Source organism: Pseudoxanthomonas sp. PXM04 (genome assembly GCF_014851695.1).
Classification (GTDB): domain Bacteria; phylum Pseudomonadota; class Gammaproteobacteria; order Xanthomonadales; family Xanthomonadaceae; genus Pseudoxanthomonas_A; species Pseudoxanthomonas_A beigongshangi.
On record NZ_JACVAG010000003.1, the window covers coordinates 386,917 to 412,444 of the forward strand.

At 67.8% G+C, this 25,528-nt stretch carries 24 protein-coding genes and 2 riboswitches; of the genes, 7 read left to right on the forward strand and 17 right to left on the reverse strand.

All coding sequences use genetic code 11. From position 1 onward, the window contains the following. Positions 1–9: 9 nt before the first annotated feature. Together IB228_RS10220 and queF are read right to left on the reverse strand one after the other, a co-directional pair. A complete protein-coding gene (locus IB228_RS10220) occupies positions 10–315 on the reverse strand; it encodes a LysM peptidoglycan-binding domain-containing protein (protein WP_183639788.1) in 306 nt (101 codons plus the stop codon). A 107-nt stretch (positions 316–422) separates the two neighbouring features. Further along, positions 423–1,238: an NADPH-dependent 7-cyano-7-deazaguanine reductase QueF gene (gene queF, locus IB228_RS10225; protein ID WP_183639786.1), complete on the reverse strand. Its 816-nt coding sequence runs from the start codon at positions 1,236–1,238 to the stop codon at positions 423–425. A 52-nt stretch (positions 1,239–1,290) separates the two neighbouring features. Here queF and IB228_RS10230 point away from each other — a divergent pair, with 52 nt between their 5' ends. Then, positions 1,291–1,758: a protease inhibitor I42 family protein gene (locus IB228_RS10230; RefSeq protein WP_183639783.1), complete on the forward strand. Its 468-nt coding sequence runs from the start codon at positions 1,291–1,293 to the stop codon at positions 1,756–1,758. Between the two features lie 21 nt (positions 1,759–1,779). On the opposite strand, the gene IB228_RS10235 is transcribed toward IB228_RS10230, so the two are convergent. Beyond that, a complete protein-coding gene (locus tag IB228_RS10235; protein ID WP_183639781.1) occupies positions 1,780–3,123 on the reverse strand; it encodes a M20 family metallopeptidase in 1,344 nt (447 codons plus the stop codon). A 141-nt stretch (positions 3,124–3,264) separates the two neighbouring features. Between IB228_RS10235 and IB228_RS10240 the strand changes: the two genes are divergently transcribed. Next, complete coding sequence (locus tag IB228_RS10240) at positions 3,265–4,050, forward strand: TSUP family transporter (RefSeq protein ID WP_183639779.1); 786 nt, start codon at positions 3,265–3,267, stop codon at positions 4,048–4,050. Positions 4,051–4,122: 72 nt separating this feature from the next. Here IB228_RS10240 and IB228_RS10245 read toward each other — a convergent pair whose 3' ends face one another. Next, positions 4,123–5,118 carry an aldo/keto reductase gene (locus IB228_RS10245; RefSeq protein ID WP_183639777.1) on the reverse strand — a complete coding sequence of 332 codons (996 nt, stop codon included), beginning with the start codon at positions 5,116–5,118 and terminating at the stop codon, positions 4,123–4,125. A gap of 134 nt (positions 5,119–5,252) precedes the next feature. Here IB228_RS10245 and IB228_RS10250 point away from each other — a divergent pair, with 134 nt between their 5' ends. Next, on the forward strand, positions 5,253–6,152 hold the full coding sequence (locus IB228_RS10250) for a LysR family transcriptional regulator (RefSeq protein ID WP_183639776.1): 900 nt from the start codon (positions 5,253–5,255) through the stop codon (positions 6,150–6,152). Between the two features lie 24 nt (positions 6,153–6,176). Here the strand turns inward: IB228_RS10250 and purU are convergent, their stop codons facing one another. Further along, positions 6,177–7,028: a formyltetrahydrofolate deformylase gene (gene purU, locus IB228_RS10255; protein WP_183639773.1), complete on the reverse strand. Its 852-nt coding sequence runs from the start codon at positions 7,026–7,028 to the stop codon at positions 6,177–6,179. Positions 7,029–7,107: 79 nt separating this feature from the next. Further along, positions 7,108–7,635, reverse strand: a complete 528-nt coding sequence (locus tag IB228_RS10260) for a MarR family transcriptional regulator (RefSeq protein ID WP_183639771.1) — start codon at positions 7,633–7,635, stop codon at positions 7,108–7,110. Positions 7,636–7,704: 69 nt separating this feature from the next. On the opposite strand from IB228_RS10260, the gene IB228_RS10265 reads away from it, so the two are divergent. Further along, a complete protein-coding gene (locus IB228_RS10265) occupies positions 7,705–9,249 on the forward strand; it encodes an alpha/beta hydrolase (protein ID WP_183639769.1) in 1,545 nt (514 codons plus the stop codon). Then, a riboswitch (cobalamin riboswitch) is annotated at positions 9,246–9,488 on the forward strand. (Overlaps the previous gene by 4 nt.) A 207-nt stretch (positions 9,489–9,695) precedes the next feature. After that, on the forward strand, positions 9,696–11,975 hold the full coding sequence (gene metE, locus IB228_RS10270; protein WP_192198292.1) for a 5-methyltetrahydropteroyltriglutamate--homocysteine S-methyltransferase: 2,280 nt from the start codon (positions 9,696–9,698) through the stop codon (positions 11,973–11,975). A gap of 71 nt (positions 11,976–12,046) precedes the next feature. Here the strand turns inward: metE and IB228_RS10275 are convergent, their stop codons facing one another. From IB228_RS10275 to IB228_RS10310, 8 genes are all read right to left on the reverse strand, one after another. Further along, a complete protein-coding gene (locus tag IB228_RS10275; RefSeq protein WP_183639765.1) occupies positions 12,047–12,463 on the reverse strand; it encodes an acyl-CoA thioesterase in 417 nt (138 codons plus the stop codon). 162 nt (positions 12,464–12,625) lie between these two features. After that, the gene (locus IB228_RS10280) at positions 12,626–13,645 is read right to left on the reverse strand and encodes a ribonucleotide-diphosphate reductase subunit beta (RefSeq protein ID WP_183639763.1); all 1,020 of its coding nucleotides are present in this window, start codon (positions 13,643–13,645) and stop codon (positions 12,626–12,628) included. 606 nt (positions 13,646–14,251) lie between these two features. Next, positions 14,252–16,588: a ribonucleoside-diphosphate reductase subunit alpha gene (locus tag IB228_RS10285; protein ID WP_225562391.1), complete on the reverse strand. Its 2,337-nt coding sequence runs from the start codon at positions 16,586–16,588 to the stop codon at positions 14,252–14,254. Positions 16,589–16,857: 269 nt separating this feature from the next. After that, positions 16,858–17,065: riboswitch (cobalamin riboswitch) on the reverse strand. Positions 17,066–17,153: 88 nt separating this feature from the next. Next, the gene (locus tag IB228_RS10290) at positions 17,154–17,828 is read right to left on the reverse strand and encodes a hypothetical protein (protein ID WP_192198294.1); all 675 of its coding nucleotides are present in this window, start codon (positions 17,826–17,828) and stop codon (positions 17,154–17,156) included. A 159-nt stretch (positions 17,829–17,987) separates the two neighbouring features. After that, positions 17,988–18,764 (reverse strand): twin-arginine translocase subunit TatC, encoded by a 777-nt coding sequence (gene tatC / locus IB228_RS10295; RefSeq protein WP_192198295.1) that lies wholly within the window; start codon positions 18,762–18,764, stop codon positions 17,988–17,990. Then, positions 18,745–19,137 (reverse strand): Sec-independent protein translocase protein TatB, encoded by a 393-nt coding sequence (gene tatB / locus IB228_RS10300; RefSeq protein WP_192198296.1) that lies wholly within the window; start codon positions 19,135–19,137, stop codon positions 18,745–18,747. Before tatB ends, tatC begins: the two co-directional genes overlap by 20 nt. 21 nt (positions 19,138–19,158) lie before the next feature. Then, the gene (gene tatA, locus IB228_RS10305) at positions 19,159–19,389 is read right to left on the reverse strand and encodes a Sec-independent protein translocase subunit TatA (protein ID WP_141454997.1); all 231 of its coding nucleotides are present in this window, start codon (positions 19,387–19,389) and stop codon (positions 19,159–19,161) included. 94 nt (positions 19,390–19,483) lie between these two features. Continuing rightward, positions 19,484–20,356: a lipid-binding SYLF domain-containing protein gene (locus IB228_RS10310; protein ID WP_183641312.1), complete on the reverse strand. Its 873-nt coding sequence runs from the start codon at positions 20,354–20,356 to the stop codon at positions 19,484–19,486. A 201-nt stretch (positions 20,357–20,557) separates the two neighbouring features. Between IB228_RS10310 and hemH the strand changes: the two genes are divergently transcribed. After that, complete coding sequence (gene hemH / locus IB228_RS10315; protein ID WP_183639754.1) at positions 20,558–21,520, forward strand: ferrochelatase; 963 nt, start codon at positions 20,558–20,560, stop codon at positions 21,518–21,520. Beyond that, entirely contained in the window at positions 21,517–22,368 is an 852-nt protein-coding gene (locus tag IB228_RS10320) for an alpha/beta hydrolase (RefSeq protein ID WP_183639752.1), read from the forward strand. Before hemH ends, IB228_RS10320 begins: the two co-directional genes overlap by 4 nt. Before the next feature lie 375 nt (positions 22,369–22,743). On the opposite strand, the gene IB228_RS10325 is transcribed toward IB228_RS10320, so the two are convergent. The 3 genes from IB228_RS10325 to IB228_RS10335 form a co-directional block, all read right to left on the reverse strand. Further along, complete coding sequence (locus tag IB228_RS10325; protein WP_183639750.1) at positions 22,744–23,253, reverse strand: hypothetical protein; 510 nt, start codon at positions 23,251–23,253, stop codon at positions 22,744–22,746. 82 nt (positions 23,254–23,335) lie between these two features. Then, entirely contained in the window at positions 23,336–24,121 is a 786-nt protein-coding gene (locus IB228_RS10330) for a SprT family zinc-dependent metalloprotease (RefSeq protein ID WP_192198297.1), read from the reverse strand. Positions 24,122–24,565: 444 nt separating this feature from the next. After that, complete coding sequence (locus tag IB228_RS10335) at positions 24,566–25,471, reverse strand: recombination-associated protein RdgC (protein ID WP_192198298.1); 906 nt, start codon at positions 25,469–25,471, stop codon at positions 24,566–24,568. Positions 25,472–25,528 lie beyond the last annotated feature (57 nt).

Below are 25,528 nucleotides of genomic sequence, written 5' to 3' on the forward strand. Positions count from 1 at the left end.
AGCGCGCGGTCAGGCGATGCTGTCCTTGGGAGGCAGCTTGATCACCTGGCCCGGGAAGATCCGATCCGGATCCTCGATGACGTCGCGATTGGCCTCGAAGATATGCTTCCAGGCGTTGGCATTGCCGTAGTGTTCCTTGGCGATCTTGGAGAGCGTGTCGCCCTTCTCGATCGTGTAGCTCTGTTCGCCGACCAGTTCCTCGGTGCTGTCCACGCGTGCGGTGACACCGGAGAAGTCAGCCTTCTCCACGAGTTGCTCGGTGGAATCCACCTTCGCGGTGACGCCCGAAAAATCCGCTTTCTTCTCGTTGCTCATACACAACCGTCCTTCCGTGCAGGATGTTGGGACGAGCTAGCCTTGCATGCGCCCTGTTAAGAAATCATGGCATTGGCGTGAAGACCGGCGTGGCCTTCAGCCAGCGGCTATTGACGCGGTTCACGTTGCGCCGGAAGCGCGGTTACGCCGGGGGTGGCGCGCCAGGGATTGATATCCAGGCCCCCGCGGCGGGTATAGCGCGCTTCCACCGACAGCCATTGCGGCGAGCAATGCGTCATCAAATCGCAATGAATGCGTTCGACGCATTGCTCGTGGAACTCGGCGTGATCACGGAAGCCGACCAGATAGCGCAGCAGCTCGGCGCGATCGATGCGCGGCCCCGCGTAGCGGATGACCACGGTGGCCCAGTCGGGCTGGCCGGTGACCGGGCAGTTGGACTTGAGCAGCGCCGACACCAGGGTTTCCTCCACCAGCACGGTGCCGTCGATCAGCAGTCCCTCCGGACGCGGCGGACCGTAGTGATCAATCTCCACGTCCAGGTCGTCCAGCGACTCGCCCTCGATCGTTTCGATCATCGGCGGCAACCCGAACGCCACCGTCACGTCGGCGCCGGCGCGCGCCGACAGATCCGTGCGGATGCATTCGAGCACCGCGGCATCGCTGTTGAAGCGGGTGGCGTTGAGCGAATTGAGGAACAGCTTGAGCGACTTGGATTCGATCAGGTTCGGCGAATCGCACGGCACGGTGAAGGTCGCGGTGGCGACCCGCGGCTTGCCGCGCGCGTCCAGCCAGCTCAGCTCGTAGGCGTGCCAGCGGTCGTGTCCGGAGAAGGGCAATGCATCTTCGGCGATGCCAATCTCGGCGCGCGCCTGGCGGCGTGGAATCGGGAACAGCAGGCTGGGATCGTAGTGATCCGGATAGGCGACCTCGCGCCCCAGCAGGGAATCTTCAGGCTTGCTCATGGTGTTAGTTTAGTCCCGTCCGCCTGTACGCCAGGCTGTCCTGGAGAACGCCATGGAAAGCAACGGAGCGCGTCGCGGCATCGTCGTCTCCACGTTGGCCGGCCTGCTGGCCGCCTGCGCACAGCCACCGGCGACTTCTCCGTCGCCTTCCGCGGGGGCCACACCGGCCATGCCGGCCGGCGAGACCAGCACCGAGGCGCGGGAACTGGCGGTGGGCGGCTTCCTCGACCTCGCCTTGCCGGCCAACGCCAGCACCGGCTATGGCTGGGAACTCATCGAGACCGGCGCGCCGGTATTGCGCCGGGTCGACCCGCCTCCCGTTGCCGAGGCCGCGCCCGCGTCGCCGCCGATGCCCGGCGCCGGCGGCGTGTCGCGCTGGCGCTTCGTCGCCGAACGCGCGGGCACCGCGCAGCTGCGGCTGGTCTATCGGCGTTCGTGGGAAAAGGAGGTGCCGCCGGCGCGCGAGGCGCGCTACCGGGTGACGGTCACGGCGGCCGTGGACGGAGCCGACGGGGACTGAACCCCGCCGGGAAAGGCAGGCCTAGCCGGCAGTGGCCGGGGCGGGTGCCGGCGCACCGTTCAGATAATCCAGGGTGACCTGCAGCAGCGCGCGGAAACCCACGTCCAGCGCGCCTTCGTCGAGCAGGAACTTCGGCGAATGGTTGCTCGGCGCGGTGGCCGGATCCACGTCCTTGCCGGTCGCGCCGACGAAGAAGAACATCGCTGGCGCCTTCTGCCCGTACAGCGAGAAGTCCTCCGAACCCATCTGCAGCGGCGGCTCGAACACGTTGTCCACGCCGGCCACCGCGCGCAGGCTCGGCAGCATGCGCGCGGTCAGGGCGGGATCGTTGATGGTCGCGGGATTGCCGTCGTGGCTTTCGATGTTCACTTCCGCGCGTGCGCCGTGCGCGGCGCCGACATGCTCGGACACGTTGGTCAGGTCGGCGAAGATCTTCTGCCGCATGCCCTCGTCGAAGGTGCGGATGGTGCCCAGCACCTCGACGTCGTCGGGAATGATGTTGTAGCGGATGCCGCCCTTGATCGCGCCGAAGGTCACCACCGCCGGCAACCGCGAGATGTCGGTGCGGCGGCTGACGATCGTCTGCGCGCTGCCGATCAGATCCGCCATCGCCACGATCGGATCGACACCGCCCCACGGCCGCGAGCCATGGGTCTGGCGGCCGATCATGCGGATGCTGAAGCGATCCGAGGCCGCCATCATCGGACCCTGGCGCACCGCGATGCGTCCCACCGGGATATTGGCGAACACGTGCAGGCCGAACACCGCGTCCGGCTTGAAGCCATCGAACAGGCCCTGCTTGAGCATCAGCGAGGCACCGCCTTCCTCGCCGCTGGGCGGGCCTTCCTCGGCCGGCTGGAACACCAGCAGCACCTCGCCCGGCAGATCCTTGCGCATCGCCACCAAGGCCTCGGCCACGCCCATCAGGATGCTGGTGTGCGCGTCGTGGCCGCAGGCGTGCATCACGCCCACGGTCTCGCCGCGGTAGGTCGATGTGGCCTTGGAGGCGAACGGCAGGCCGGTCTGTTCGGTCACCGGCAACGCGTCCATGTCCGCCCGCAGCGCCACGCGCGGGCCCGGCTTGCCGCCCTTGATCACCGCGGTGACGCCATGGAACGCGACGCCGGTCTTCGGTTGCAGGCCCAGCTTGCGCAGGTGCGCGGCCACCTGCGCGGCGGTGCGTTCCTCGCGGTTGGACAGTTCCGGATGCTGGTGGAAGTCGCGTCGCCAGGCGAGCACCTTGTCCTGCAAATCGCGCGCGGCCGCGGCCACCTCGGGACGTTGCGCGGTGTCGGAAGCCCACGCCTGGGCGGGGCACAGCAGGAATGCGGACAGCAGCGGAAGGATGGGCAGGGCGACGCGCATCATCGAACTCCGTATCGGGGACGGTCCGATGCTAGCCGTTTCCCGTCGCGCAGTGCGCATCGCGATTATCATTGTCACACGCGTCCCACAAGGTCCGAGCGGCCGGAGGAGCCGCCGCCGTCCCTTCCCCCAGAAACACCCATGCCCGAGATCGCCCTGCAGGTCCTGCTGCTGCTGTTCCTTGCCGGCCTGCTGGCCGGATTCATCGATTCCATCGCCGGTGGTGGCGGCATGATCACCATACCGGCGATGCTGCTGGCCGGCATTCCGCCGTTGCAGACGCTGGGCACCAACAAGCTGCAATCGCTGTTCGGATCCGCGTCGGCCAGCTGGAGCTACGCGCGCCATGGCCACGTGGACCTGCGCATGCAATGGCCGATGGCGCTGATGGCGGCGTTGGGCGCGGTGGGCGGCGCGTTGCTGGCGACGGTGGTGCCGGGGGACTGGCTGAAGATGGCGCTGCCGTTCCTGCTGATCGCCATCGCGGTGTATTTCGGCCTCAAGCCCAACATCGGCGACGTGGACAAGCATCGCCGCATGGGCGTGACCGCATTCGGTTTCGGCTTCGTTCCGGTGGTGGGTTTCTATGACGGCGTGTTCGGCCCGGGCACCGGCTCGTTCCTGATGCTGGGCTTCGTCAGCCTGGCCGGCTACGGCATCCTCAAGGCCACCGCGCACACCAAGTTCCTCAACTTCGGCTCCAACGTCGGCGGCTTCGCGGTGTTCCTCGCCACCGGCGCGGTGCTGTGGAAGGTCGGCCTGGCGATGGGCGCCGGGCAGTTCATCGGCGCGCAATTGGGTTCGCGTTTCGCGATGAAGCAGGGCGCGAAAATCATCAAGCCGCTGCTGGTGACCGTGTCCATCGCGCTGGCGATCCGCCTGCTGGCGGATCCGGCGCATCCGCTGCGCCAGTGGCTGGGCCTGTGACGGAACCTGCCACCACGCGCCCGGCGATGGCCGGGCGCGTGGCGGGATCCGCCGATCCTCAGCGGCTGCTCCTCAGCGGCTGACCATCGCCATGCCGGCGGCGGTGTAGCGATCGCCGGCCACCGCTTCCAGCGGGAACGCGGCTTCGATGCCGACCAGTTCCTCCGGTGCCAGCACCACGTCCAGCGCGTCCAGGTTCTCCTCCAGGTAACGCAGGCGCTTGGTGCCCGGAATCGGCACCAGGTCATCGCCCTGCGCCAGCACCCAGGCCAGTGCGAGCTGGCCGGCGGTCACGCCCTTGTCCGCGGCCAGCGCGTGCACCCGGTCCACCAGCGCCAGGTTGCGGGCGAAGTTCTCGCCCTGGAAGCGCGGCGAATGACGGCGGTAGTCGTCGGCGTCGAAATCCTCCAGCGAACGGATCGCGCCGGTCAGGAAGCCGCGTCCCAGCGGCGAATAGGGCACGAAGCCGATGCCCAGTTCGCGCACCGTATCCAGCACGTGGTTGCTCTCGGGCTCGCGCGACCACAGTGAGTACTCGGTCTGCACAGCGGTGATCGGATGCACCGCGTGGGCGCGGCGGATGGTGTCCGGCGCGGCCTCGGACAGGCCGAGGAAACGCACCTTGCCCTGTTCGACCAGGCGCGACATCGCGCCCACGGTGTCCTCGATCGGCACCTGCGGATCGACCCGGTGCTGGTAGTACAGATCGATGTGATCCACGCCGAGCCGCTCGAGGCTGCCCTCGCAGGCGGCCTGCACGTATTCGGGTCGGCCGTCGACGCCACGCGCGTGCGGGTCGGCCGGGTCCATGCGGATGCCGAACTTGGTGGCCAGGAACACCTGATCGCGACGATCGGCGATGGCCTTGCCGACCAGCACTTCGTTGGTGTGCGGGCCGTACATGTCGGCGGTGTCCAGCAGGGTCAGGCCACGCTCCAGCGCGCGGTGGATCACGGCGATGGATTCGCCTTCTTCGCCACGGCCGCCGTAGAAGGCGCTCATGCCCATGCAGCCCAGGCCCAGGGCGGAGACGGTCGGGCCATTGCGGCCCAGCATGCGGGTTTTCATCGGGAACTCCTTGCGGATGGGGGAGGGCACGCCGGCACGGCGATGCCGGGCAGACGCGACCCGGGCACGATAGAACTGGCGATTGCGTCGATAAAGACGCAATATCCGAATCCTGTTTGAAGCAAGGCTTCACAATGGCGTCCCATCCGCTGCCGGCCGTACTCGCCTTCGCGCGGGTGGCCCACCACGCCAGCTTCACCCGCGCCGCGCTGGAGCTGGAGGTCAGTCCCTCGGCGCTGTCGCAGACGGTGCGCGCGCTGGAACGCCAGCTCGGCGTGCGCCTGTTCAACCGCACCACCCGCCGGGTCGCGCTGACCGAACACGGCCAGCGCTTCCTGCAGCAGGTCGCGCCGGGCCTGCGCCAGATCGACGAGGCCTTCCGCGACATGGACTTCCTGCGTGACCGGCCCGCCGGGCATCTGCGCATCAACCTGCCCGGGGTGGTGGCCGAGCGCATGATCGCGCCGCACCTGCCCGGCTTCATGGCGCGCTGGCCCGAGGTGGAGGTGGAACTGTTCGTCGATCCGGCGCTGGCGGATCTGGTCGGTGGCGGCTTCGACGCCGGCATCCGCCTGGGCGAATCGCTGGCCCGGGAAATGATCGCGCTGCCGATCGGGCCGATGCAGCGGCAGGCGATCGTCGCCACCCCCGACTACTTCCGCCGCCATCCCGCGCCCGCCGAACCGGCGGACCTGGTGCACCACGCCTGCGTGCGCTACCGGCGCAGCAACGGCCGCATCATGGCGTGGGAGTTCACCCGCGAGGGTTGCGATTTCGAGGTGGAGGTGGGTGGCCGGTTGATCGTCAACGACAGTGATCTCGGCCTGGTGCTGGTGCGGCAGGGCCTGGGCATGGCGCAGGTGTTCGAGTCCCAGGTCGAAGCGGAACTGCGCAGCGGGGCGCTGGTACGGGTGCTGGAAGCCTGGCAGGCGCCGTTCGCCGGTTTCCACATCTACTACCCGGCGCGCGAACACCTGCCGCCCAAGTTGCGGGTGTTCATCGACTACCTGCGCGAAGTGCTGCCGCCGCCCTGAGCGCCGTTCCGGTTTCCGCGCGCATCAGCGGAACACCACCGTGCGATGCCCGTTGAGCAGGATGCGGTGCTCCACGTGCCGGCGCACCGCGCGCGCCAGCACCAGCGATTCGGTGTCGCTGCCCAGCCGGACCAGATCGCGCGGCGTCATCGCGTGATCCACCCGCGCGATGTCCTGCTCGATGATCGGTCCTTCATCGAGATCGCGGGTCACGTAGTGCGCGGTGGCGCCGATGATCTTGACCCCGCGCCGGTGCGCCTGGTGGTACGGATGCGCGCCCTTGAAGCTGGGCAGGAAGCTGTGGTGGATGTTGATCGCGCGCCCGGACAGCGCGTCGCACAGCTCCGGCGACAGGATCTGCATGTAGCGCGCCAGCACCACCAGATCCACCTGCCCGGATTCGACCAGATCCAGGATCCGCCGCTCCTGCGCGGGACGATTGCCCGCATCCACCGGCAGATGGTGGAACGGCACGCCATAGGAGGCGGCGAGCGGGCCGAAGTCCGCGTGGTTGGACGCCACCGCCGCGATCTCCACCGGCAACTGCCGGCTGTGCGCGCGGAACAGCAGATCGTTGAGGCAATGTCCCTGCTTGCTGACCAGTACCAGCAGGCGCGCCTTGCGGCGCGCATCGTGGATTCGCCATTCCATGCCGAACGCTTCGGCCAGCGTCTCGAAGCGCGCTTCCAGTGCCGGCAGGGTCGCCGCGGACGGCACGTCGAAATGCACGCGCAGGAAGAAGCGCCCGGATTCCTCGTCGCCGAACTGCTGCGCGTCGATGATGTTGCAGTCCGACTCGAACAGCAGCCCGGTGACCCGGTAGACGATGCCGGTGCGATCGGGACAGGACAGGGTCAGGATGTGATCGTGGCGCATGGAGCCGGGGCACGGGTGGGCGGGCCAGTGTAGGCCGCGCGCGGTGTCGCCGCACCGCGCGGACCCGGCGCGGTCCGCCTCAGTCCGCCGCCATGCCCTGGCCCAGCTTGCGCAGCAGTCCCGCCAGTGTCGCCTGTTCCCCGGCGTCCAGTCCGGCCACGGCCAGGCGCGCCTGTTCGAAACGCAGCGCGATGGCGCGCTCCGCCAGCTTGACGCCCTTGGCGGTCAGCACCGCGAACAGGGAACGGCCGTCGCGCGGATCCGCCTCGCGCCGAAGCAGGCCGCGCCGCTGCAGTCGGTTGAGGCAGGCGGTCATCGCGCCGGAGGTCAGCAGCACCGAACGGCGAAGGTCGGTCGGCGACAGCCGGTAGGGCGCGCCGGAGCGGCGCAGCGTCGCCAGCAGGTCCAGCTCCGTGTAGCTCAGTTCCAGCGCCTTCAGGCATTCGTCGGCCTGTGCCTCCAGCAGGCGGCCCAGATGCAGGACGCGGCCCGCCACCGCCATCGCGGAAGCATCCAGATCGGGCCGTTCGCGGCGCCAGTCCGCCAGCAGCTGGTCGATCAGGTCGGGAGCGGGGGAGGGCGGGATATCGGTCGGTGGGGTCGTCATGAAAAATATCTTGACATAAAGATATCTGTGGAGCGAGGCTACGCCCACCCCATCGTCGGGAATCCGCCCATGAAGCGCAGGCTCTGGTTGTCGGCTGTCGTGATGATGCTTGGTTCCATCGCTTCCGGCGCCTTCGCGCAGGCGCGCCGCGCCGGCGACATCGTGGTCACCGCGGCGACGGTCCGCGCCGCGGATGGTACGACGGTGCCCTACGAAATCGGCACGCTGTACGTACCGGAAAACCGCCGTGCCACCGGCGGCCGCCTGATCGGGGTGGGCTTCGCCCGCATCCGCGCACGTGTGCCCACCGGTGCGCCGCCCGTCTTCTGGCTGCCCGGTGGCCCGGGCCTGGCGGTGCTGGAGGCATTCGACGGCGATACCGAGACCGCGCGCAATCGGCTCGGATCCTGGCTGACCTATCGGGACACCGCGGATCTGGTCATCATCGAACAGCGCGGTTACAGCGAGCGCGGTGAAAAACTGACCGCGATGTCGCCGGCGTGGCCGCGCGACCGCGAATACACCGCGCGGGATGACATCGACGACGCGCTTCGTCGCGCCGCCTCGGCCATCGCCGCGCATCCGGACAAGGATCTGGCGGGCTACACCATCGACGCCTGCGCCGACGACGTCGACGATCTGCGTCGCGCGCTGGGCTACCCGCGCATCAGCCTGTTCGGCGGCAGCTTTGGATCGCAATGGAGCTTCGCGGTGATGCGCTCGCATCCGGACATCGTCGCGCGCGCCGTGCTGTCATCGGTGGAGCCGCTGGATTTCGGCTACGACATGCCATCGCCGCTGCTGGCGACGATGCAGCGCATCGCCTTCGATGCCGATCGGGATCCCGGCCTGGCGCCGTATCTGCCGACGGGCGGACTGATGGCCGCCATCGACGCGCTGCGCGAACGCTTCGCGCGGCAGCCGATCACGGTCGATCCGCAGGATGGCGGTGGATCGGTGGTGATCGGGTTGGCCGACCTGCAGGCTTCGCTGCTGGCCGAGGCCAGCGTGCCGCACACCTGGCCCGCGTTCGTGCTGTCGCTGTACCACGGCCGCTACACGGACTGGGCCCGCGAAGTGGCCAGGGGCCGGCAGGCGCAGGAATACAAGCTGATTGGACCGCTGATCGACACCAGCCTGGGCATCACGCCGTCTCACGAGTTCCGCCTGCGCCACGATCCGGCCAGCGCCTATCTCGGCGAGGGCGGCTTCGCGCCCTACCTGGCGGCCGCGTCGGCATGGCCGACACCGGATCTGGGCGACGACTACCGCCAGCTGCGGCCGATCGATACGCCGGTGCTGCTGGTGCACGGCGACTGGGATACCTCCACGCCCATCGACAACGCGCTGGCGCAACTGCCCTACCTGCGCAATGGTCACGCCATCGTGATCCATCGCGGTGGTCACGACGGCACGTTCTATCAGCTGCGCAACGAGCCGGCGGCCCGGGAAGCGGTCCACCGTTTCCTGCGCACGGGAGAGCTTCGCGATCTGCCGACGGAAGTGACCTTGTCTTCCCCGACCTTCACCGTGCCGGCTTTTGCCGCGCCCGCCAAGGTGGCGGGCCGTATCCCGCGAGGAAGGCCGCTTGACGCAGCGGTCGCATCGCCGTAACGTGCCCGGGCCAGGGTTTCCATCTCTTCATGCGAATGAAGAGATGGAATTAATAGGGAAGCCGGTGCGGGCCGAAAAGCCCCATTCCGGCGCTGCCCCGCAGCGGTATTTGGAAACGACCCCCGTCATCGGCACTGGCCCCCAAGGGCCGGGAAGCGGCGGACAGTAGGCCGGCCCCGATCCCCGGATCGGGCCGACGTCCATGAGCCCGAAGACCTGCCTTGGCCGGAAGACCCGAAGTCTTCCGCATGACCTGGAACTTCCGAGGGGAGGTGCCCGGAACTGCCGCGGACGCGTCGCGTCCGCGCGCAAGTCCGTGCGCCTCCCTTCGCCGTTCCGGTTCGCCCGAGGGGGCGAAGGTCGCTGGCGTTGTCCGCCATCGCCATCGGCGATGAAGGCGGCGCGGTCCTTCGTTCCTCATCCGACCACGAATGAGGACATGCATCATGACGACTGTTGGCAATCTCGGTTTCCCGCGCATCGGCGTGCGCCGGGAACTCAAGCGGGCACTGGAAGCCCATTGGTGCGGCGACGCCACCGGCGAAGAACTGCACGCCGCCGCACGCGCGCTTCGCCTCCGCCATTGGCGCCTGCAGGTCGACGCGGGCGTCGATGTCGTGCCGTGCAACGACTTTTCGCTGTACGACCACGTGCTCGACACCGCCTTCCTGTTCGACGCCATCCCCGAACCCTATCGCGCGCTGGCGGACGTGGATCCGCTGGCGGCCTATTTCGCCCTCGCGCGGGGGCGGCAACAGGACGGCGTGGACCTGCGCGCGCTGGAAATGACCAAGTGGTTCGACACCAACTACCACTACCTGGTGCCGGAACTGCATCGCGAGCAAACGTTCCGCCTGCGTGGCGACAAGCCGTTGAGCGAGTTCAACGAGGCCCATGCGGCCGGTTTCAATGCGCGGCCGGTGCTGCTGGGACCGGTGAGCTTCCTGCGCCTGTCCAAGGCAAGCGATGGCGGCGATCCGCTGGCGCTGCTCGAACGCCTGCTGCCACCCTACGCGGAACTGCTGTCGCGGCTGGCCGCCGCCGGCGCCGAATGGGTGCAGATCGATGAGCCTTGCCTGGTGCTGGACGCCGACCCGGCGTTGCAACAGGCCTACCGGCACGCCTACACCGCCCTGGCGCAAGCGACGCGCCCGAAGCTGCTGCTGACCACCTATTTCGGCGACCTGGGCGCGAACCTGCCGCTGGTGGCGGCCCTGCCGGTCGATGGCCTGCATGTGGACCTGATGCGCGGGCTGGATCAACTCGACGCCGTGCTGAAAGCCTTGCCGGAGGGACGGACGCTGTCGCTCGGGCTGATCGACGGCCGCAACATCTGGCGCGCCAACCTCGACAACGCGTTGGTGCTCGCGCGCTACGCGCAGGGCCATGTCGGTGCCGACCGGCTGTGGCTGGCGCCTTCCTGCTCCCTGCTGCACGTGCCGGTGGACGCGGAAGGCGAAACCGGGCTGGATGCCGAACTGCGTGGCTGGCTGGCGTTCGCGCGGCAGAAGCTGGAGGAACTGCGCCTGCTGGCGACCGCCCTGGACGATGCGCCCGCGGCCGGGCCGGCGCTGGCCATCGCCCGCGAGCGCCACGAAAGCCGTCGCCGTTCCGCGCGCGTGCACCGGAAAGAGGTGGCCGAGCGCCTGGCCGCGCTGACGCCCGCGGCCGCCCATCGTTCCTCGCCCTATCCCACGCGCCGTGCGCGCCAGCAGGCCGGCCTGCGCCTGCCACCCTATCCGACCACGACCATCGGTTCCTTTCCGCAGACGCCGGAAGTACGCCAGGCCCGTGCGCTCAACCGCGCCGGGAAACTGCCCGATGCGGAATACGACGCCTTCCTGGCGACCGAGATCGCGCGCTGCGTGCGCGTGCAGGAGGAACTCGGCATCGACGTGCTGGTGCACGGCGAGTTCGAGCGCAACGACATGGTCGAGTACTTCGGCGAGCAGCTCGACGGTTTCGCCTTCACCCGCAACGGCTGGGTACAGAGTTATGGCTCCCGCTGCGTGAAGCCGCCGATCATCTTCGGCGATGTGGTGCGGCCGGCGCCGATGACGGTGCGCTGGTCGCGGCACGCGCAATCACTCACATCCCGGCCGATGAAGGGCATGCTGACCGGACCGGTGACGGTGCTGCAGTGGTCCTTCGTCCGCGACGATCAGCCGCGCGCGCGGACCTGCCGGCAGATCGCGCTGGCGTTGCGCGACGAGGTCGGTGACCTGGAGGCCGCCGGCATCGGCGTGATCCAGATCGACGAACCGGCGCTGCGCGAGGGGCTGCCGCTGCGCAGGGTCGATTGGCCGCAGTATCTGGACTGGGCAGTGGAATGCTTCCGCATCACCGCCGCGGTGGCGGCCGATGAAACCCAGATCCACACCCACATGTGCTACTCCGAGTTCAACGACATCATCGAAGCCGTGGCGGCGATGGACGCCGACGTGATCTCCATCGAAACCTCGCGCTCGCGGATGGAACTGCTGGACGCATTCGTGAAGTTCCGCTACCCGAACCAGATCGGGCCAGGCGTGTACGACATCCATTCGCCGCGGGTTCCGGACAGTGGCGAGATGCATGCGCTGCTGGACAAGGCGCGGGAAGTACTGGCACCGGAGCAGATCTGGGTCAATCCGGACTGCGGGCTGAAGACGCGTGGCTGGCCGGAGACCCGCGTGGCGCTGGAGGCGATGGTGGAGGCGGCGAAGAGGATGCGGGCCGCGGCGTGATGCGGCCGGGCCGTGGCGCGCGCAGCCTCGTGCGCGCCACGGCATCCGCGGTCAGCGGAGGGGGACGGACCTCAACCCTGCACGACCGGTGGCGGCAGCGGCGGAGCCTGGGTGGGCCGGCCCAGCGGATCCAGCGCGATCATCACGAAGTGGCCGCGCGTGCACAGCTTGCGCTCGCCGCTCAGCAGATCCTCGGTGATGACTTCGACATCGACGTTCATCGAACTGCGCCCGACCTTGACGATGCGGGCGATGACCTCGACCAGATCGCCCTTGTGGATCGGCTGGTTGAAATCGACCTGTTCCGACCTTGCGGTGACCACGGTGGTGCGCGCGTAGCGCGAGGCGGCGATGAAGGCGGACATGTCCATCCACGCCAGCGCCTGGCCGCCGAACAGCGTGCCCAGGTGGTTGGTGTGGTCCGGGAAGACCATGTGCAGCAGGCGCGCCTCGGTCGGGCGCAGGTCGGACAGGGGATGTTCGGACATGGGGTTGCTCCGTGGTGCCAGTGCCTCCCGGCTGCATCCTAGCGCAGGAAACGGATTCCGGAATGAATCCCTGTGGGAGCGACGTCAGTCGCGAAAGCTCCTGATCCGGCCGAAGCGCATCGCGACTGACGTCGCTCCCACAAGGTGGTTTACAGGAAACGGTCAGAACGCGTGGTCGAAGCCGACTTCGCCCTGCACGCCGACCTGGTAGGCCGAGACGCGACGTTCGAAGAAGTTGGTAAGCTCCTGCACGTCCTGCAGTTCCATGAACGGCAGCGGGTTGCGCACGTTGTACTTCTTCTCCATGCCCAGCTTGACGAAGTGCTGGTCGGCGCAATGCTGCAGGTACTGGCGCATGTCGCGGGTGGAGATGCCGGCCACGCCGCCGGACAGCACGTCCTCGGCGAACTGCACCTCGCACTCGATGGCCTCGGCCAGCATGTCGTAGACCTGCTGGCGCATGGTGTCGTCGAACAGGTCCGGCTCCTCCTCGCGCACCGTGCGCACCGACTCGAACGCGAACTCCATGTGGCAGCTCTCGTCGCGGAACACCCAGTTGGTGCCCGAGGCCAGCCCCGGCAGCAGGCCGCGCGAGCGGAAGTAGTACACGTAGGCGAACGCGGCGAAGAAGAACAGGCCCTCGATGCAGGCGGCGAAGCAGATCTGGTTGAGCAGGAACTGCCGGCGCTGTTCGCGGGTTTCGATCCGGCGCAGGTCCTGGATCGAGTCGATCCACTTGAAGCAGAACTCGGCCTTCTTGCGGATGGAGGGGATGTTCTCCACCGCCGCGAACGCCTTCACCCGTTCGGCCGGATCCGGCAGGTAGTTGTCCAGCAGGGTCAGGTAGAACTGCACATGCAGCGCTTCCTCGTACAGCTGGCGCGACAGGTACATGCGCGCTTCCGGCGCGTTGAGGTGCTGGTAGAGGTTGAGCACCAGGTTGTTGGACACGATCGAATCGCCGGTGGCGAAGAACGCGACCAGCCGGTGGATCAGGTGGCGATCGGCCGGGGTCATCTTGTCGTGCAGATCGCTGATGTCGATCTGGAAATTGATCTCCTCCACCGTCCAGGTGTTCTTGATCGCGTCGCGGTACATCTCGTAGAACTGCGGATAGCGCATCGGGCGCAGGGTCAGTTCAAAGCCGGGGTCCAGCAGCATCTGGCGGGGTTGGGAGGACATGTCGCATTTTTCCTGTTTCAGCGCCTTCCCCCGCAAGCGGGGGAAGGCGGGATGGGGGCAAACGGAGCGGGATGCATCCGTTTGCGGATTTCCGCCCCTTCCCCCGCCGGCGGGGGAAGGTTGGGATGGAGGCAAACGGGCCGGACTGCATCCGTTCGCGGATTTCCGCCCCTTCCCCCGCAAGCGGGAAGGCCGGGATGGGGGCAAACGGAGCGGGATGCATCCGTTCGCGAATTTCCGCCCCTTCCCCCGCTGGCGGGGGAAGGTTGGGATGGGGGCGAACGGGTCGGACTGCATCCGTTCGCGAATTTCCGCCCCTTCCCCCGCAAGCGGGGGAAGGCTGGGATGGGGGCGAACGAAGTGGAGGCCTGTCCGTCTGCGAAAAAAACGTGATGAAGCGAAGTGACTCTTCGGTGGGCGTTCCGGCGGTTTGCGTTCAATGGCTTCGGCCTTGCCCCCACCCTGACCCTCCCCCGCGAGCGGGGGAGGGGACTGTCCAGCGGGTATTGGCGCATCCCTGCGCCCGGAACGTCCTGTTCCTTTCTTCCCTATGTGCATCCTGCGTGGGGATTTCGGAGGGTGATCTTTCGACCGCGCATGAATTCGCTACTGGCACGCCTCGCATGCTTCCGGGTTCTCCAACGAGCACGACACCGCTTCCACCGCCGTATAGGCCGGCTTCGGCGCCTCGCTGCCCACGCTGCTGACCGTGGTCTTGGCGATGCGGGTGGCCGGGCGCGAGCGCAGGTAGTAGGTGGTCTTGATGCCCTGCTTCCACGCATACATGTACATGGACGACAGCGCGCCGATGTTCGGGCTTTCCATGAACAGGTTGAGCGAGGCCGACTGATCGATGTAGGCGCCGCGCTCGGCGGCCATGTCGATCAGCGAGCGCATCGGCAGTTCCCAGGCGGTGCGGTAGATCTGGCGCAGCGGCTCGGGAATCTGCGCGATGCCCTGGATCGAACCCTCGGCCAGTTTGATCGCATCGCGCATCTCCGGCGTCCACAGGCCCAGCTGCTTCAGTTCGGCCACCAGATAGCGGTTGACCTGCAGGAAGTCGCCGGACAGGGTCTCGCGCTTGAACAGGTTGGAGATCTGCGGTTCCACGCATTCGTAGCAGCCGGCGATCGAGGCGATCGTCGCGGTCGGGGCGATGGCGATCAGCAGCGAGTTGCGCAGCCCGTGCTCGCGGATGCGCGCGCGCAGCGCGTCCCAGCGCGCGCCGTCCTGCGGCGCCACGTTCCAGGCGTCGAACTGCAGTTCACCGGAGGCCGCGCGGGTGTCGGCGAAGGACGGATGGCGGCCGCGTTCCTCGGCCAGCTCGCACGAGGTTTCCAGCGCGTGGAAATAGATGGTCTCGGCGATCTTCTGCGACAGCGCGCGCGCCTCGGTGCTGTCGAACGCCAGCCGCTTGCGGAAGAACACGTCCTGCAGGCCCATGCAGCCCAGTCCGACCGGACGCCAGCGCAGGTTGCCGCGGCGCGCCGATTCGATCGGGTAGAAGTTCAGATCGATCACCCGATCCAGCTGGCGCACCGCCAGCCGGACGGTTTCGGCCAGGCGTTCGAAATCGAAGTCGCCGTACTCGTCGAAATGGCGGGCGAGGTTGATCGAGCCCAGGTTGCAGACTGCGGTCTCCTCGGCCGAGGTGATCTCCAGGATCTCGGTGCACAGGTTGGACAGGTGGATGACGTTGTTCGCGCGCAGGGTCTGGTTGCTGGCGCGGTTGCACTTGTCCTTGAAGGTCATCCAGCCGTTGCCGGTCTCGGCCAGCGTGCGCATCATCCGCGCGTACAGCTTGCGCGCCGGCACCGCCTTGGCGGCCTTGCCCTGGGTCTCGGCCTGCAGGTAGGCCTGCTCGAACGCCTCGCCGTACAGATCCGTCAGCTCCGGCACCACGCGCGGATCGAACAGCGACCACTGCTGATCGGCCTCCACCCGCTTCATGAACAGATCCGGCACCCAGTTGGCCAGGTTGAGGTTGTGGGTGCGGCGCGATTCGTCGCCGGTGTTGTCGCGCAGTTCCAGGAAATCCTCGACGTCGGCGTGCCAGGTTTCCAGGTACACGCAGGCCGCGCCCTTGCGCTTGCCGCCCTGGTTGACCGCCGCGACCGAGGAGTCCAGCGTCTTCAGCCACGGCACGATGCCGTTGGAATGGCCGTTGGTCGACTTGATCAGCGAGCCGCGCGAACGCACCCGCGTGTAGCTGACGCCGATGCCGCCGCTGAACTTGGACAGCTGGGCGATATCGCCGTACTTCTGGTAGATCGATTCCAGCGAATCCTGCGGCGAGTCCAGCAGGAAGCACGAGGACAGCTGTTCGTGGGTGGTGCCGGAGTTGAACAGGGTCGGCGAGCTGGGCAGGTAGTCCAGGTTGCCCATCCGGCGGTACAGCGCCAGCGCTTCGGACACGTCCTCGCTGAGCGCGCAGGCGATGCGCAGGAAGAACTGCTGCGGGGTCTCGATGACCTTGCGGGTGTGCGGATGGCGCAGCAGGTAGCGGTCGTACAGGGTGCGCAGGCCGAAGTAATCGAAATGCAGATCCAGCGAGGCGTCCAGCGCGTCGTTTAGCTTGCGCGCGTTGGTCTGCACGAAGTTCAGCAGGCGATCGTTGATGAGTCCCACCTCGTGGCCGCGCGTCACCGACTGCGAGAACGCGTGGATTTCCTGCCCGGTCACTTCCTTGGCGATGTAGCTGGCCAGCAGGCGCGCGGCCAGCCGGCTGTATTCGGGTTCCTCGGCGGTCAGCAGCGCGGCGGTGCGGATGGACAGTTCGTCCAGTTCGCGCGTGCTGGCGCCGTCGTACAGGCCGGAGATGGTGCGGGTGGCCACGCGCATCGGATCGATGGCGTGCAGGCCCTCGCAGCTGCGCTGCACCGCGCGGACGATCTTGTTCAGATCCACCGGCTCGCGGCTGCCGTTGCGCTTGGTCACGCTCATCGCGGTGGCGGTGGGCGGCGAGGTCAACAGGAATGCGTCCTTCTGGGACGGGGAGACGTCGGTTTCGGCGACGGCGGTATCGGTCGGGGTCACGGGGCTTCCTCCATGCGTGATGCACGCGGCGACCTGTCCCTCGCAGGCAGCGGAAGGCCGGATGAAGCATCAGGGTGGGGAAGCGGCGTCGCAGGGACCGCGACCGTGGAAACGGATGGCCGGCCTGCTTCACCAGCCATCTCCCCCCGGAGATTCCGCGGCCGGCACCGCGCGGTGTGCAACGCGCGGCTGTCGGCAGGTCTTCGGACTCGTGGACGCGGAAGCCTTGCTTCCTCCTAGCCCGTCGCTTCCCAAGGCGAGGCGCCTCAGTGCCAATGACGGGTTCGTTTCCACCTACCGCTGCGGGGCAGCGCCGGCATTCGACCGGCTTCCCTTTTCATCCCCCGGCTTGCGGCCGGAGGAACCGACGGCCACAAGATAGTGGGGGCATATGGGAGCGTCAACACCAAATATGGTGCCGACGCTGTTGTGAAACCCGACACCTTGCAGTGGCGGGCGTTCCACGCGATGACTACTTCACGAAGCGGATCGCCGCCAGCGCTTCGTGCAGGCGCGCCTGCGCGACGGCCCCGTCGAACGGCGGCGTGCGCGGCGGGTCGTAGACCTCCGGACGGGTGCCGACCACCAGCAGGTCGATGGCGTAGCAGCGTTGCTGGCGCACCGCGCGGTAGGCGTCCACGGTCAGGTAGTGGCTCATCGCCGCGTCGCTGGCGCGGAAATGCCGGAACGGCTGGCCATCGATGCGGACTTCGTCGCGCGGCGTGGGCAGCGCCGAATCGGAAACCTCCAGGCAGCGGGCCACGCTGTCCGCGTCATCGCTGACGCCCACGCGAAGCTCCGCCGCCGTCACCTCGTTGGAGCCGTCCAGCACCAGCGCGGCCACCGCCTTGCCACGGCTGTCGGTCTGGGCGAACGCCTTCCAGTCATCGATAGCCAGATAGCTGCGGCGGAAGTCGCGGCGCAGGGTGAAACCCGGCCACGGCAGGATCGCCACGCCCAGCGCTTCGTCCACGAACTGCGCCTGCAAGGCGATGCGCGAGGCCTGCGCATCGGACACCGGCGGCGGAGCCGGTGCGGTCGCGACCGCTCGCGTGGCGGACGTGGCGTTGGCGGTATCGACGGGATGTTCCGATTGGCAGGCCGACAACAGGCTCAGCAGACAGACCGCACCCAGGCGTTGATTCATCGATCTTCCTTTCTCGTTCGCGTCAGCGCGGGCGAGTCTGGCAAAGCGAGGATGAACGTACCCAAGGCACCGCCGCGAACGGTTCAGGCTCGCGACTTCAGCAATGTGGAGAGCAATTAACGCCGGCCAATCACCCGGCGCGATCAGCGCGAATGCGGATCACGCATCGCGCGGCGTACGCGAATCGTCGCTGTCGGGTTTCGGCGCAACCCATTGCGCGGCCAGGATGCCGGCTTCGTACAGCAGGCACATCGGAATCGCCAGCATCAGCTGGGAGACCACGTCCGGCGGCGTGATCACCGCGGCCAGGATGAAGATGCCGACCACCGCGTAGCCACGCCCCTGGCGCAACTGCTGCGGCGTCACCCAGCCCATCACCGCCATGATCACCAGCGCCACCGGCAGCTCGAAGCTGACCCCGAAGGCCAGGAAGATCACCAGCACGAAATCGAGATACTTGCCCGGATCCGGCGCGATGGTGACGATGTCCGGAGTGAACATCATCAGTGCGTGGAAGACGCCCGGCAGCACCAGGAAGTAGGCGAACGCGCAGCCGGCGTAGAACAGCGTGATCGCCGAGACCAGCAGCGGCAGCGCCAGCCGCTTCTCGTGTTTGTAGAGACCCGGCGCGACGAAACCCCAGGCCTGGTACAGCAGCCACGGTGCGGTCGCGAACAGGGCGGCGAAGAACGCCAGCTTGATCGGCGCGAAGAAACCGGAGGTCGGATCGTTGGCGATCATCTGCGCGGCCTGGCTTTTCGGCAGCTGGCTCAGCATGGGCAGGGCCAGCTGGCTGTACAGCGTCTTCACGAACGGCAGCAGCGCCACCAGCACGATCACCACGCCCAGCAGCGCCCGCATCAACCGCGTGCGCAGCTCCAGCAGGTGGCCCATCAGGCTGCTTTCGGCCTGATCCTCAGGTGCGTCGTGGTTCATCGCTGGCGTCGTGGGGCGTGGTCGCGGCGTCGTCGGCCGGCGGGGCGGGTTCCGGTTCGGCGCCCAGGGCGGGGGCCGGCGTGCTTTCCACCGAGGCGCGCAGGTCCTCGAATTCGCGTTCGGTCTGCGCCGCGCCCTCGCGCACCTTGCGTTCGGTCTCGCGCAGCGCTTCTTCCGTGTCGCGCAGGCTGCGCTTGAGTTCCTCGGCCGCCAGCTCGCGCTCGAATTCGTCCTTCACCGAATGCCATTGCGCGCGCGCGCGGCGTACCCACAGGCCGGCGAAACGCGCCGCCTTGGGCAGCCGTTCCGGGCCCAGGACGACCAGCGCGACGATGGCAATGATCAGCAGTTCGCTGAAGCCGATATCGAACATGGCGGCAGGCCGGCCGCGCGGTCAGTTGGCGTCGCGGTCGCGCTCTTTCGACGCGCTGGATTCGGCGTTGCGGGACTGCGACTGATCGTCAAGCCGTTCGACCGGCTTGTCCTCGTCCTGCTGCATGCCCTTCTTGAAGCCCTTGACCGCTTCGCCCAGATCCTGGCCGACATTGCGCAAGCGCTTGGTGCCGAAGATCAGCAGAACGACCACCAGAACGATGATCCAATGCCAGATGCTGAAACCGCCCATGGTCTTCTCGTGCGTTGAGTAATGAAATTCAGGCGATCAGCATAGCGCAGGCACGCCCGGAGATCCCGGGCGCGGTGCGATGTTTTCGCTTTTCCTAGGGCGTACTGTTGAGCGGTTCAGTACGGACTTCACCCTCGGCCACCGGCTGGAAACCGGACTGGGCAGGTGGGGTGGTCGGCGCCTGGCCCAGCGGGGCGGTTTCGGCCGCCGGCGCGGTCGAAGCGGCCGCTGCCGGGGCCGCTGCGGTCACGGTCGCGGCCGGTGCGGGCGTCGACTTGCCGGCACGCGCGGCGCGCGCGGCCGCGGTCACTTCCTCCAGCTGATCCCGGAAGCCGACCACGGCGCCGGACGGATGGCCGGCGCGGCCTTCGAAAATGGCGCGCGGCGTGCTGCCGCCACCATAGACCGCGGTGTTGGCGTCGTCATCGATCTGCAACACGGCGCCATCCAGCGCCACGCCCGCGAACAGGCCGCGGGCGCGCGACCACGACCAGATCTCGGCCTTGAGCTGGCCATCGGTGGCGGCGGCGGCGTTGCGGCCCACCGGACCGGCGGCCACGCCGGCATCGGCGCCCAGGGTGATCTTGCCGTTGACGATGTTGTCCAGGTTGCGGTCGTTGCGGAACACCAGGACGATGTCCGAGGACTGCACGCCGGCCTGGAAGCCGATGCTGCCGCCGGTCAGCTTGACGAACACCGGCTGCGACCAGGTGCCGTCCGGATTCTTGACCGACATCAGGCCATGGCCGCGACGGCCGCCGAACACCAGGCCGGCCTTGAGGGTGTCGGGAATGACGACGATGGCGCGCCCTTCGTCCAGCAGCTTGTCGGGGATGCCTTCCTCGGGGATGCGGCGGATTTCGTCCAGCACGCGCACCGCGTTGGTGGCGCGCTCGTCCTCCTTGGGACCGGCGAGGGCCTGGCCGGCGAACAGGGCGGTGGCCAGCAGGGTCGCGGCCGGCAGCATCAGCAGGCGGGAATGGCGGCGTTTCATGGGCGCTCCGAAGGTGGATTCGCAGAAATTTACTGCAACCGCTTGAAAATAGGTAAATGCGAATGAATCGGCGCTGAGGATTCCGGCCTTCGGCCGCCGTCCATCGATTCGATCGAAGAAGGCCATTGATAAGGAGAAGCGGCTCGCAAGAGTGCGCTCTGCCACAATAGGCGGATGCCCGACGCACCCGATACCGCGCTGATCGCGGTCAATCTAGGCACGCCCGAGGCGCCCACGGCTCCCGCCGTCCGGCGCTATCTGGGCGAGTTCCTGCTCGATCCCCGCGTGGTCCAGCTCAGTCGCTGGATCTGGTACCCGCTGCTGTTCGGCCTGATCCTGCCGCTGCGCGGTCCGCGCGCGGCCCACAAGTACGCCCAGATCTGGTTGCCGGAAGGCTCGCCGCTGGCCGTGCATACCCGCCGCCTGGCCGAGGCGATCCAGCAACGCCTGCCGCATTGGCGGGTGGTCGATGCCATGCGCTACGGCCAGCCGGCCCTGCCGGAGCGGCTGCGCGAGCTGCGCCAGGCCGGGATTCGCCGGCTGATCGTGCTGCCGCTGTACCCGCAGTACTCCAGCACCACCACCGAATCGGTCAAGGACGTGCTGGCGCGCGAGGCCAAGGGCTTCGACCTGACCGTGATCGATGACTACTCGGTCGATGCCGGCTGGGTGGGCGCGGTCGCCGATTCGATCCGCGACTGGCGCACGCGCAACGGCGCCGGCGAGCACCTGCTGTTCTCGTTCCACGGCCTGCCGCAGCGCCTGGCGCGCGAGGGCGATCCCTACCCGCAGCGCTGCGAGGCCAGCAGCCGCGCCATTGCCGCCGCGCTGGGGCTGGGCGAGGGCGAATGGACCCTGACCTACCAGTCGCGCTTCGGCAAGGAGCGTTGGCTGGAACCGGCCACCGACGCCACCCTCGACGCGATGGCCGCGCGCGGCCTGCGCAAGGTCGACGTGGTCTGCCCCGGTTTCGCCGTGGACTGCCTGGAGACCCTGGAGGAAGTGGCGATCGGTTTCGTCCAGCGTTTCGCCGAACGCGGCGGCGAGCTGCGCTATATCCCCTGCCTCAACGCGTCGCCGGCGCACGCCGACGCGCTGGCGGCGCTGGCCCGCCAGGTGGCCGGGGAGCCGGCATGAGGCTGGAGGAGTTTTCCGCCGACATCGCGATGGGACGGATTGGCGGCCTGCGCGGCGGCGAGCCCGGTGGCACGCGGGTGCTGGCGCTGCACGGCTGGCTCGACAACGCGGCCAGCTTCGTGCCGCTGGCCGCGCATCTGTCCGGCGTCGAACTGGTCATTCCGGACCTGCCCGGGCATGGCCACAGCGTGCATATCGGTCCGGGTGCCGAGTACACCAGCGGGGTGGCGGTCAACGCGGTCCTGGATCTGGCCGACGCGCTGGGCTGGGACGAGTTCTGCCTGCTCGGCCACTCGATGGGCGCCGGCATCGCCAGCCTGCTGGCCGCTTCCTCGCCACGGCGGGTGCGCCGGCTGCTGGTGATCGAAGCCCTCGGCGGCCTGTCCGAGACCGTGGATCGCACCGCCGCGCGCTGGCAGGAGGCGATCGCCGCCGCGCGCGCGCTGCCGGGCAAGCGCCTGCGCGTGTTCACCGACACGGCCACGCCGATCCGCGCGCGCATGCAGGCCAACCAGTTGAGCGAGGCCAATGCGCGGCTGCTGGTGGAACGCGGCATCCGCGCGGTGGACGGCGGCCATGTCTGGAGCAGCGATCAGCGCTTGACCCTGCCGACCCCGCAGCGCCTGGACGAGGCGCAGATCGCCGCGCTGGTCGCCGACATCCGCTGCCCGACCCGGGTGATCTTCGCCGAGCCGGCGCAGCCCTACTTCCCCGAACCGCTGCGCAGCCAGCGCGCGGCGCTGTTGCCGAACGGCGAGTTGATCGTCATGGCCGGCACCCATCACCTGCACATGGAAGATCCGGCCGGCGTGGCGCGCGCGATCGGCGATTTCTTCACCGCCCCCTGAGCTTGGGGGTAGGAGCGCCGTCCCGGCGCGAGCTTTTCCGGGGCGTGTGGGAAGAGCTCGCGGCCGGAGGCCGCTCCTACCGGGGGGTTCTCAATGCGCAATCGGTCTGGAGCGGGGTAGGAGTGCCGTCCCGGCGCGAGCTTTTCCGGGGCATGTGGGAAGAGCTCGCGGCCGGAGGCCGCTCCTACCGGGGTGTCTCAATGCGCAATCGGTCTGGAGCGGGGTAGGAGCGCCGTCCCGGCGCGAGCTTTCCGAGGTGTGTGGCGAGGAAGCGGACGGCGGAAAAAAAAAGCGGCCCGAAGGCCGCTTTTTTTTTTTTCGGGATCCGCGTCTGCCCGAAACCTTCGGTCACGGGTGCGGCCGGCACGACGGTGATTACTGCGCGGCGGTTTCCGCGTCCATCACCTGCAGGCCGATCGAGACCGGCTCGCCCGCGCCTTCGCCGTTGAACGAGACCGTGGCCTTGCGGCCTTCCTTCTCGTAGGCCAGCAGGCCGTCGTTGGCGCTGCCCTGCATCGCCATGGTCTGCTTCCAGCCTTCCTTTTCCATCGCCGTGCGCGCGTCCGCGTACAGCTTGGCGACCTCGCCCGGCGCCTTCAGCGCGATCAGCTGGGTCTTGTTCACTTCCATCACGCTTTCCACCGCGTAGTTGGGCGGCAGGTAGACGTCCTTGGGGAAGGTCGCGGGCAGCTTGGCGTTGTCGCCGCCGCTGATCTTCATTTCCCCCTCTTCGGTCTTGATGGTGACCGTCTCACCGTCCTTGTCGAGATCGACCTTGTGGCCGGTCGCCTTTTCCAGCGCCGCCTCGGCCAGGGTTTCCTCGGCCGATTGCTTGCAGCCCGCCAGGGCCAGCGCCACGCAGCACACCAACAGCATTCCACGCATTTCGCATTTCTCCTTGTCATCGATGATCATCGGAACCGGCATCCACGCCGGTCCGTCACCGGATCGAACGATAGCGGAAACCTCAGCCGGCCAGCAGTGCGCGCAGGCCCGCCTTGAGGCGGCGGCCGTGCTCATGGAAGTAGGCGCGCTCGTCGCGCCAGGCCGGAAACCGCGCCTCCACTTCGCGCCAGAACGCGCGCGAATGATTGGCGTGGATGAGATGGCACAGCTCGTGGACCAGGACATACTCGAATGCCGACGGCCGCGCGACGACCAGCGACAGATCCAGGGTCATCGCACCGTCCGGGCTCAGCGAGCCCCACAGCGAGGACATCATCTTCAGCCGGATCGGCGAGGGCGTGCGCGGCAGCGCCGCCAGGTAGCGCGGCAGCCAGCGGTTGATGTCCGCACGCGCCTCGGTTTCGTAAAACGCGCGCAGGTGCCGGCGCAGTCCGGCGTCGCCCAGCCGGGCCGGCATCTGGATGCGGATGCGTCCGTCTTCGTGCCGGATGGCCGCGTAGCGCCCTTCCTGCCAGTCCACCGGCACATCCTCGCCGCGCACCGGCAGGGTGGCGGTGGTGAACGGCACCAGCGAGGGTAGTGCCTCGCCGCCGAGCTGGCGCGCCAGCTGCGCCTGCAGCCAGGCGCGGTGTTCGTGCAGGAAACGTTCGCCCGAGACCAGGCTGGCGCGCATCGGCAGGGTCAGTCGCGCGCCGCGTTCGTCCACGCTCAGCTTGAGCCGACGCGCGCGCGGGTCACGGACCCGCTGCACCTCGATCGTGCGGCCGTCTTCCAGCGCCAGCGGGACGACGTCGCGCTCGACGCTGCGGGGCGTCTTGGCGATCAGGCGTTGCAACCGGAAGGGCATGGACAAAAGCATCGCATGGAATACCCGGCTGCTGGCTGTCTGGGAGTGCGCAGGGGGAGCGATGTTGATTGTCCCCTTTGAAAAAAAGGGGGTGGAAGCCCGTGAAGCGGGTGACGGGGGGATTTGGCTTTTGGCGCCAAAAGCCAAATCCCCCTCAATCCCCCTTTTTCAAAGGGGGAGGCAAAGCGGAGGCTTTCGCGAAATCGAGGTGCTGAGTAAGCCCGCTTTGCAAACGGGGACGAACGCTTCAGTAGCCCCCTTTGCAAAAGGGGGCGGGCACCCGCGAAGCGGGTGACGGGGGATTTGGCTCTTGGCGCCAAAAGCTAAATCCCCCTCAATCCCCCTTTTGCAAAGGGGGAGGTAAATGCGGGGCTCTTACGAATCCCGAATCCCGAATCCCGGCCTTCAACGGCCGCATGGCCGATCATCCCGAATCCCGGCTCCTCAAGCCTCCGCCTTGCTCAGCTTCAGCGCATGCTCCAGCACGATGAACAGGCGCTTCACCTCGCCGGCCATCAAGGCGAAGCGGGCGTCCAGTTCGGCGCGCAAATCCTCGCGCTCGGAGTTTTCCAGCTGATCCACCACGCCGTCGAGGAACTTCAGCTTGCGGATGATCAGGTCCTCGCCGAGGACGAAGGAGACGTGATCGTCCAGCGTCAGCGCCAGCCGGGTGACCTGTTTGCCGGCTTCCAGGTGCTTGGCGATTTCGTCGCTCTGCAGTTCCTGGTGCTGGCACTTGACCACCGCGCCGCCGTCCATCGCGTCCTTGAGTTCGCACTCCTCGCCCAGGCTCAGGCCTTCGGGCAGCGGTTCGCCGGCGATCCAGCCGGTCATCACCGAACGCGGCGCCACTTCGGCATTGAGCGGCAGGGCCGGGAAGCTGCCCATCGCGCGGCGGATTTCCGACACCGTGTTCTCGCCGCTCTTGCGCGAGGAACTGTCCACGGCGACGAAGCCGTGCTCCAGATCCAGCAGCGCGTCGGTGCGCGAAGGCTTGACGAAGGCGCGCGGCAGCAGCTCCATCAGCAGGTCGTCCTTCAGCCGCTTGCGGGTGCGCCCGCTCGGCTTGCGGCCTTCCTTCTCCTCGATTTCCTCCAGCTTGCGCGCCAGCAGGTCGTTGACCACCGCGCCGGGCAGGATCTTGTCCTCGCCGCCCACGCTCAGCCAGATCGAATCCTGGATGCGGTGCGACAGCGCTTCCTCACCCCGCCCGAACGGCGAGATGAAGCCGCGCGAGGACAGCTCCAGCGGGCCGACCGGCTTGAGCCGGGCCTCGGGAAGCAGTTCATCGAGCTGGGAGAAATCGAGCGAGGGATTGAAGCGGAACAGCGTCAGGTTGCGGAAGAACATTCAGGGGCCGGGATTGGGGATTCGGGAGTGGGGATTCGGTCGGACGGAAGAGATGGG

What these genes read in the sequence shown, in the direction of transcription:
- queF (WP_183639786.1), bottom strand. Translation starts at nt 1,238, where the DNA reads ATGAGCAAGCCTGAAGATTCCCTGCTGGGGCGCGAGGTCGCCTATCCG.
- tatC (WP_192198295.1), bottom strand. Translation starts at nt 18,764, where the DNA reads ATGAACCACGACGCACCTGAGGATCAGGCCGAAAGCAGCCTGATGGGC.
- IB228_RS10275 (WP_183639765.1), bottom strand. Translation starts at nt 12,463, where the DNA reads ATGTCCGAACATCCCCTGTCCGACCTGCGCCCGACCGAGGCGCGCCTG.
- metE (WP_192198292.1), top strand. Translation starts at nt 9,696, where the DNA reads ATGACGACTGTTGGCAATCTCGGTTTCCCGCGCATCGGCGTGCGCCGG.
- IB228_RS10310 (WP_183641312.1), bottom strand. Translation starts at nt 20,356, where the DNA reads ATGCTGCCGGCCGCGACCCTGCTGGCCACCGCCCTGTTCGCCGGCCAG.
- IB228_RS10290 (WP_192198294.1), bottom strand. Translation starts at nt 17,828, where the DNA reads ATGAATCAACGCCTGGGTGCGGTCTGTCTGCTGAGCCTGTTGTCGGCC.
- IB228_RS10285 (WP_225562391.1), bottom strand. Translation starts at nt 16,588, where the DNA reads ATGAGCGTGACCAAGCGCAACGGCAGCCGCGAGCCGGTGGATCTGAAC.
- IB228_RS10265 (WP_183639769.1), top strand. Translation starts at nt 7,705, where the DNA reads ATGAAGCGCAGGCTCTGGTTGTCGGCTGTCGTGATGATGCTTGGTTCC.
- IB228_RS10250 (WP_183639776.1), top strand. Translation starts at nt 5,253, where the DNA reads ATGGCGTCCCATCCGCTGCCGGCCGTACTCGCCTTCGCGCGGGTGGCC.
- IB228_RS10235 (WP_183639781.1), bottom strand. Translation starts at nt 3,123, where the DNA reads ATGCGCGTCGCCCTGCCCATCCTTCCGCTGCTGTCCGCATTCCTGCTG.
- IB228_RS10260 (WP_183639771.1), bottom strand. Translation starts at nt 7,635, where the DNA reads ATGACGACCCCACCGACCGATATCCCGCCCTCCCCCGCTCCCGACCTG.
- hemH (WP_183639754.1), top strand. Translation starts at nt 20,558, where the DNA reads ATGCCCGACGCACCCGATACCGCGCTGATCGCGGTCAATCTAGGCACG.
- IB228_RS10330 (WP_192198297.1), bottom strand. Translation starts at nt 24,121, where the DNA reads ATGCCCTTCCGGTTGCAACGCCTGATCGCCAAGACGCCCCGCAGCGTC.
- IB228_RS10220 (WP_183639788.1), bottom strand. Translation starts at nt 315, where the DNA reads ATGAGCAACGAGAAGAAAGCGGATTTTTCGGGCGTCACCGCGAAGGTG.
- IB228_RS10230 (WP_183639783.1), top strand. Translation starts at nt 1,291, where the DNA reads ATGGAAAGCAACGGAGCGCGTCGCGGCATCGTCGTCTCCACGTTGGCC.
- IB228_RS10325 (WP_183639750.1), bottom strand. Translation starts at nt 23,253, where the DNA reads ATGCGTGGAATGCTGTTGGTGTGCTGCGTGGCGCTGGCCCTGGCGGGC.
- purU (WP_183639773.1), bottom strand. Translation starts at nt 7,028, where the DNA reads ATGCGCCACGATCACATCCTGACCCTGTCCTGTCCCGATCGCACCGGC.
- IB228_RS10335 (WP_192198298.1), bottom strand. Translation starts at nt 25,471, where the DNA reads ATGTTCTTCCGCAACCTGACGCTGTTCCGCTTCAATCCCTCGCTCGAT.
- IB228_RS10245 (WP_183639777.1), bottom strand. Translation starts at nt 5,118, where the DNA reads ATGAAAACCCGCATGCTGGGCCGCAATGGCCCGACCGTCTCCGCCCTG.
- tatA (WP_141454997.1), bottom strand. Translation starts at nt 19,389, where the DNA reads ATGGGCGGTTTCAGCATCTGGCATTGGATCATCGTTCTGGTGGTCGTT.
- tatB (WP_192198296.1), bottom strand. Translation starts at nt 19,137, where the DNA reads ATGTTCGATATCGGCTTCAGCGAACTGCTGATCATTGCCATCGTCGCG.
- IB228_RS10280 (WP_183639763.1), bottom strand. Translation starts at nt 13,645, where the DNA reads ATGTCCTCCCAACCCCGCCAGATGCTGCTGGACCCCGGCTTTGAACTG.
- IB228_RS10240 (WP_183639779.1), top strand. Translation starts at nt 3,265, where the DNA reads ATGCCCGAGATCGCCCTGCAGGTCCTGCTGCTGCTGTTCCTTGCCGGC.
- IB228_RS10320 (WP_183639752.1), top strand. Translation starts at nt 21,517, where the DNA reads ATGAGGCTGGAGGAGTTTTCCGCCGACATCGCGATGGGACGGATTGGC.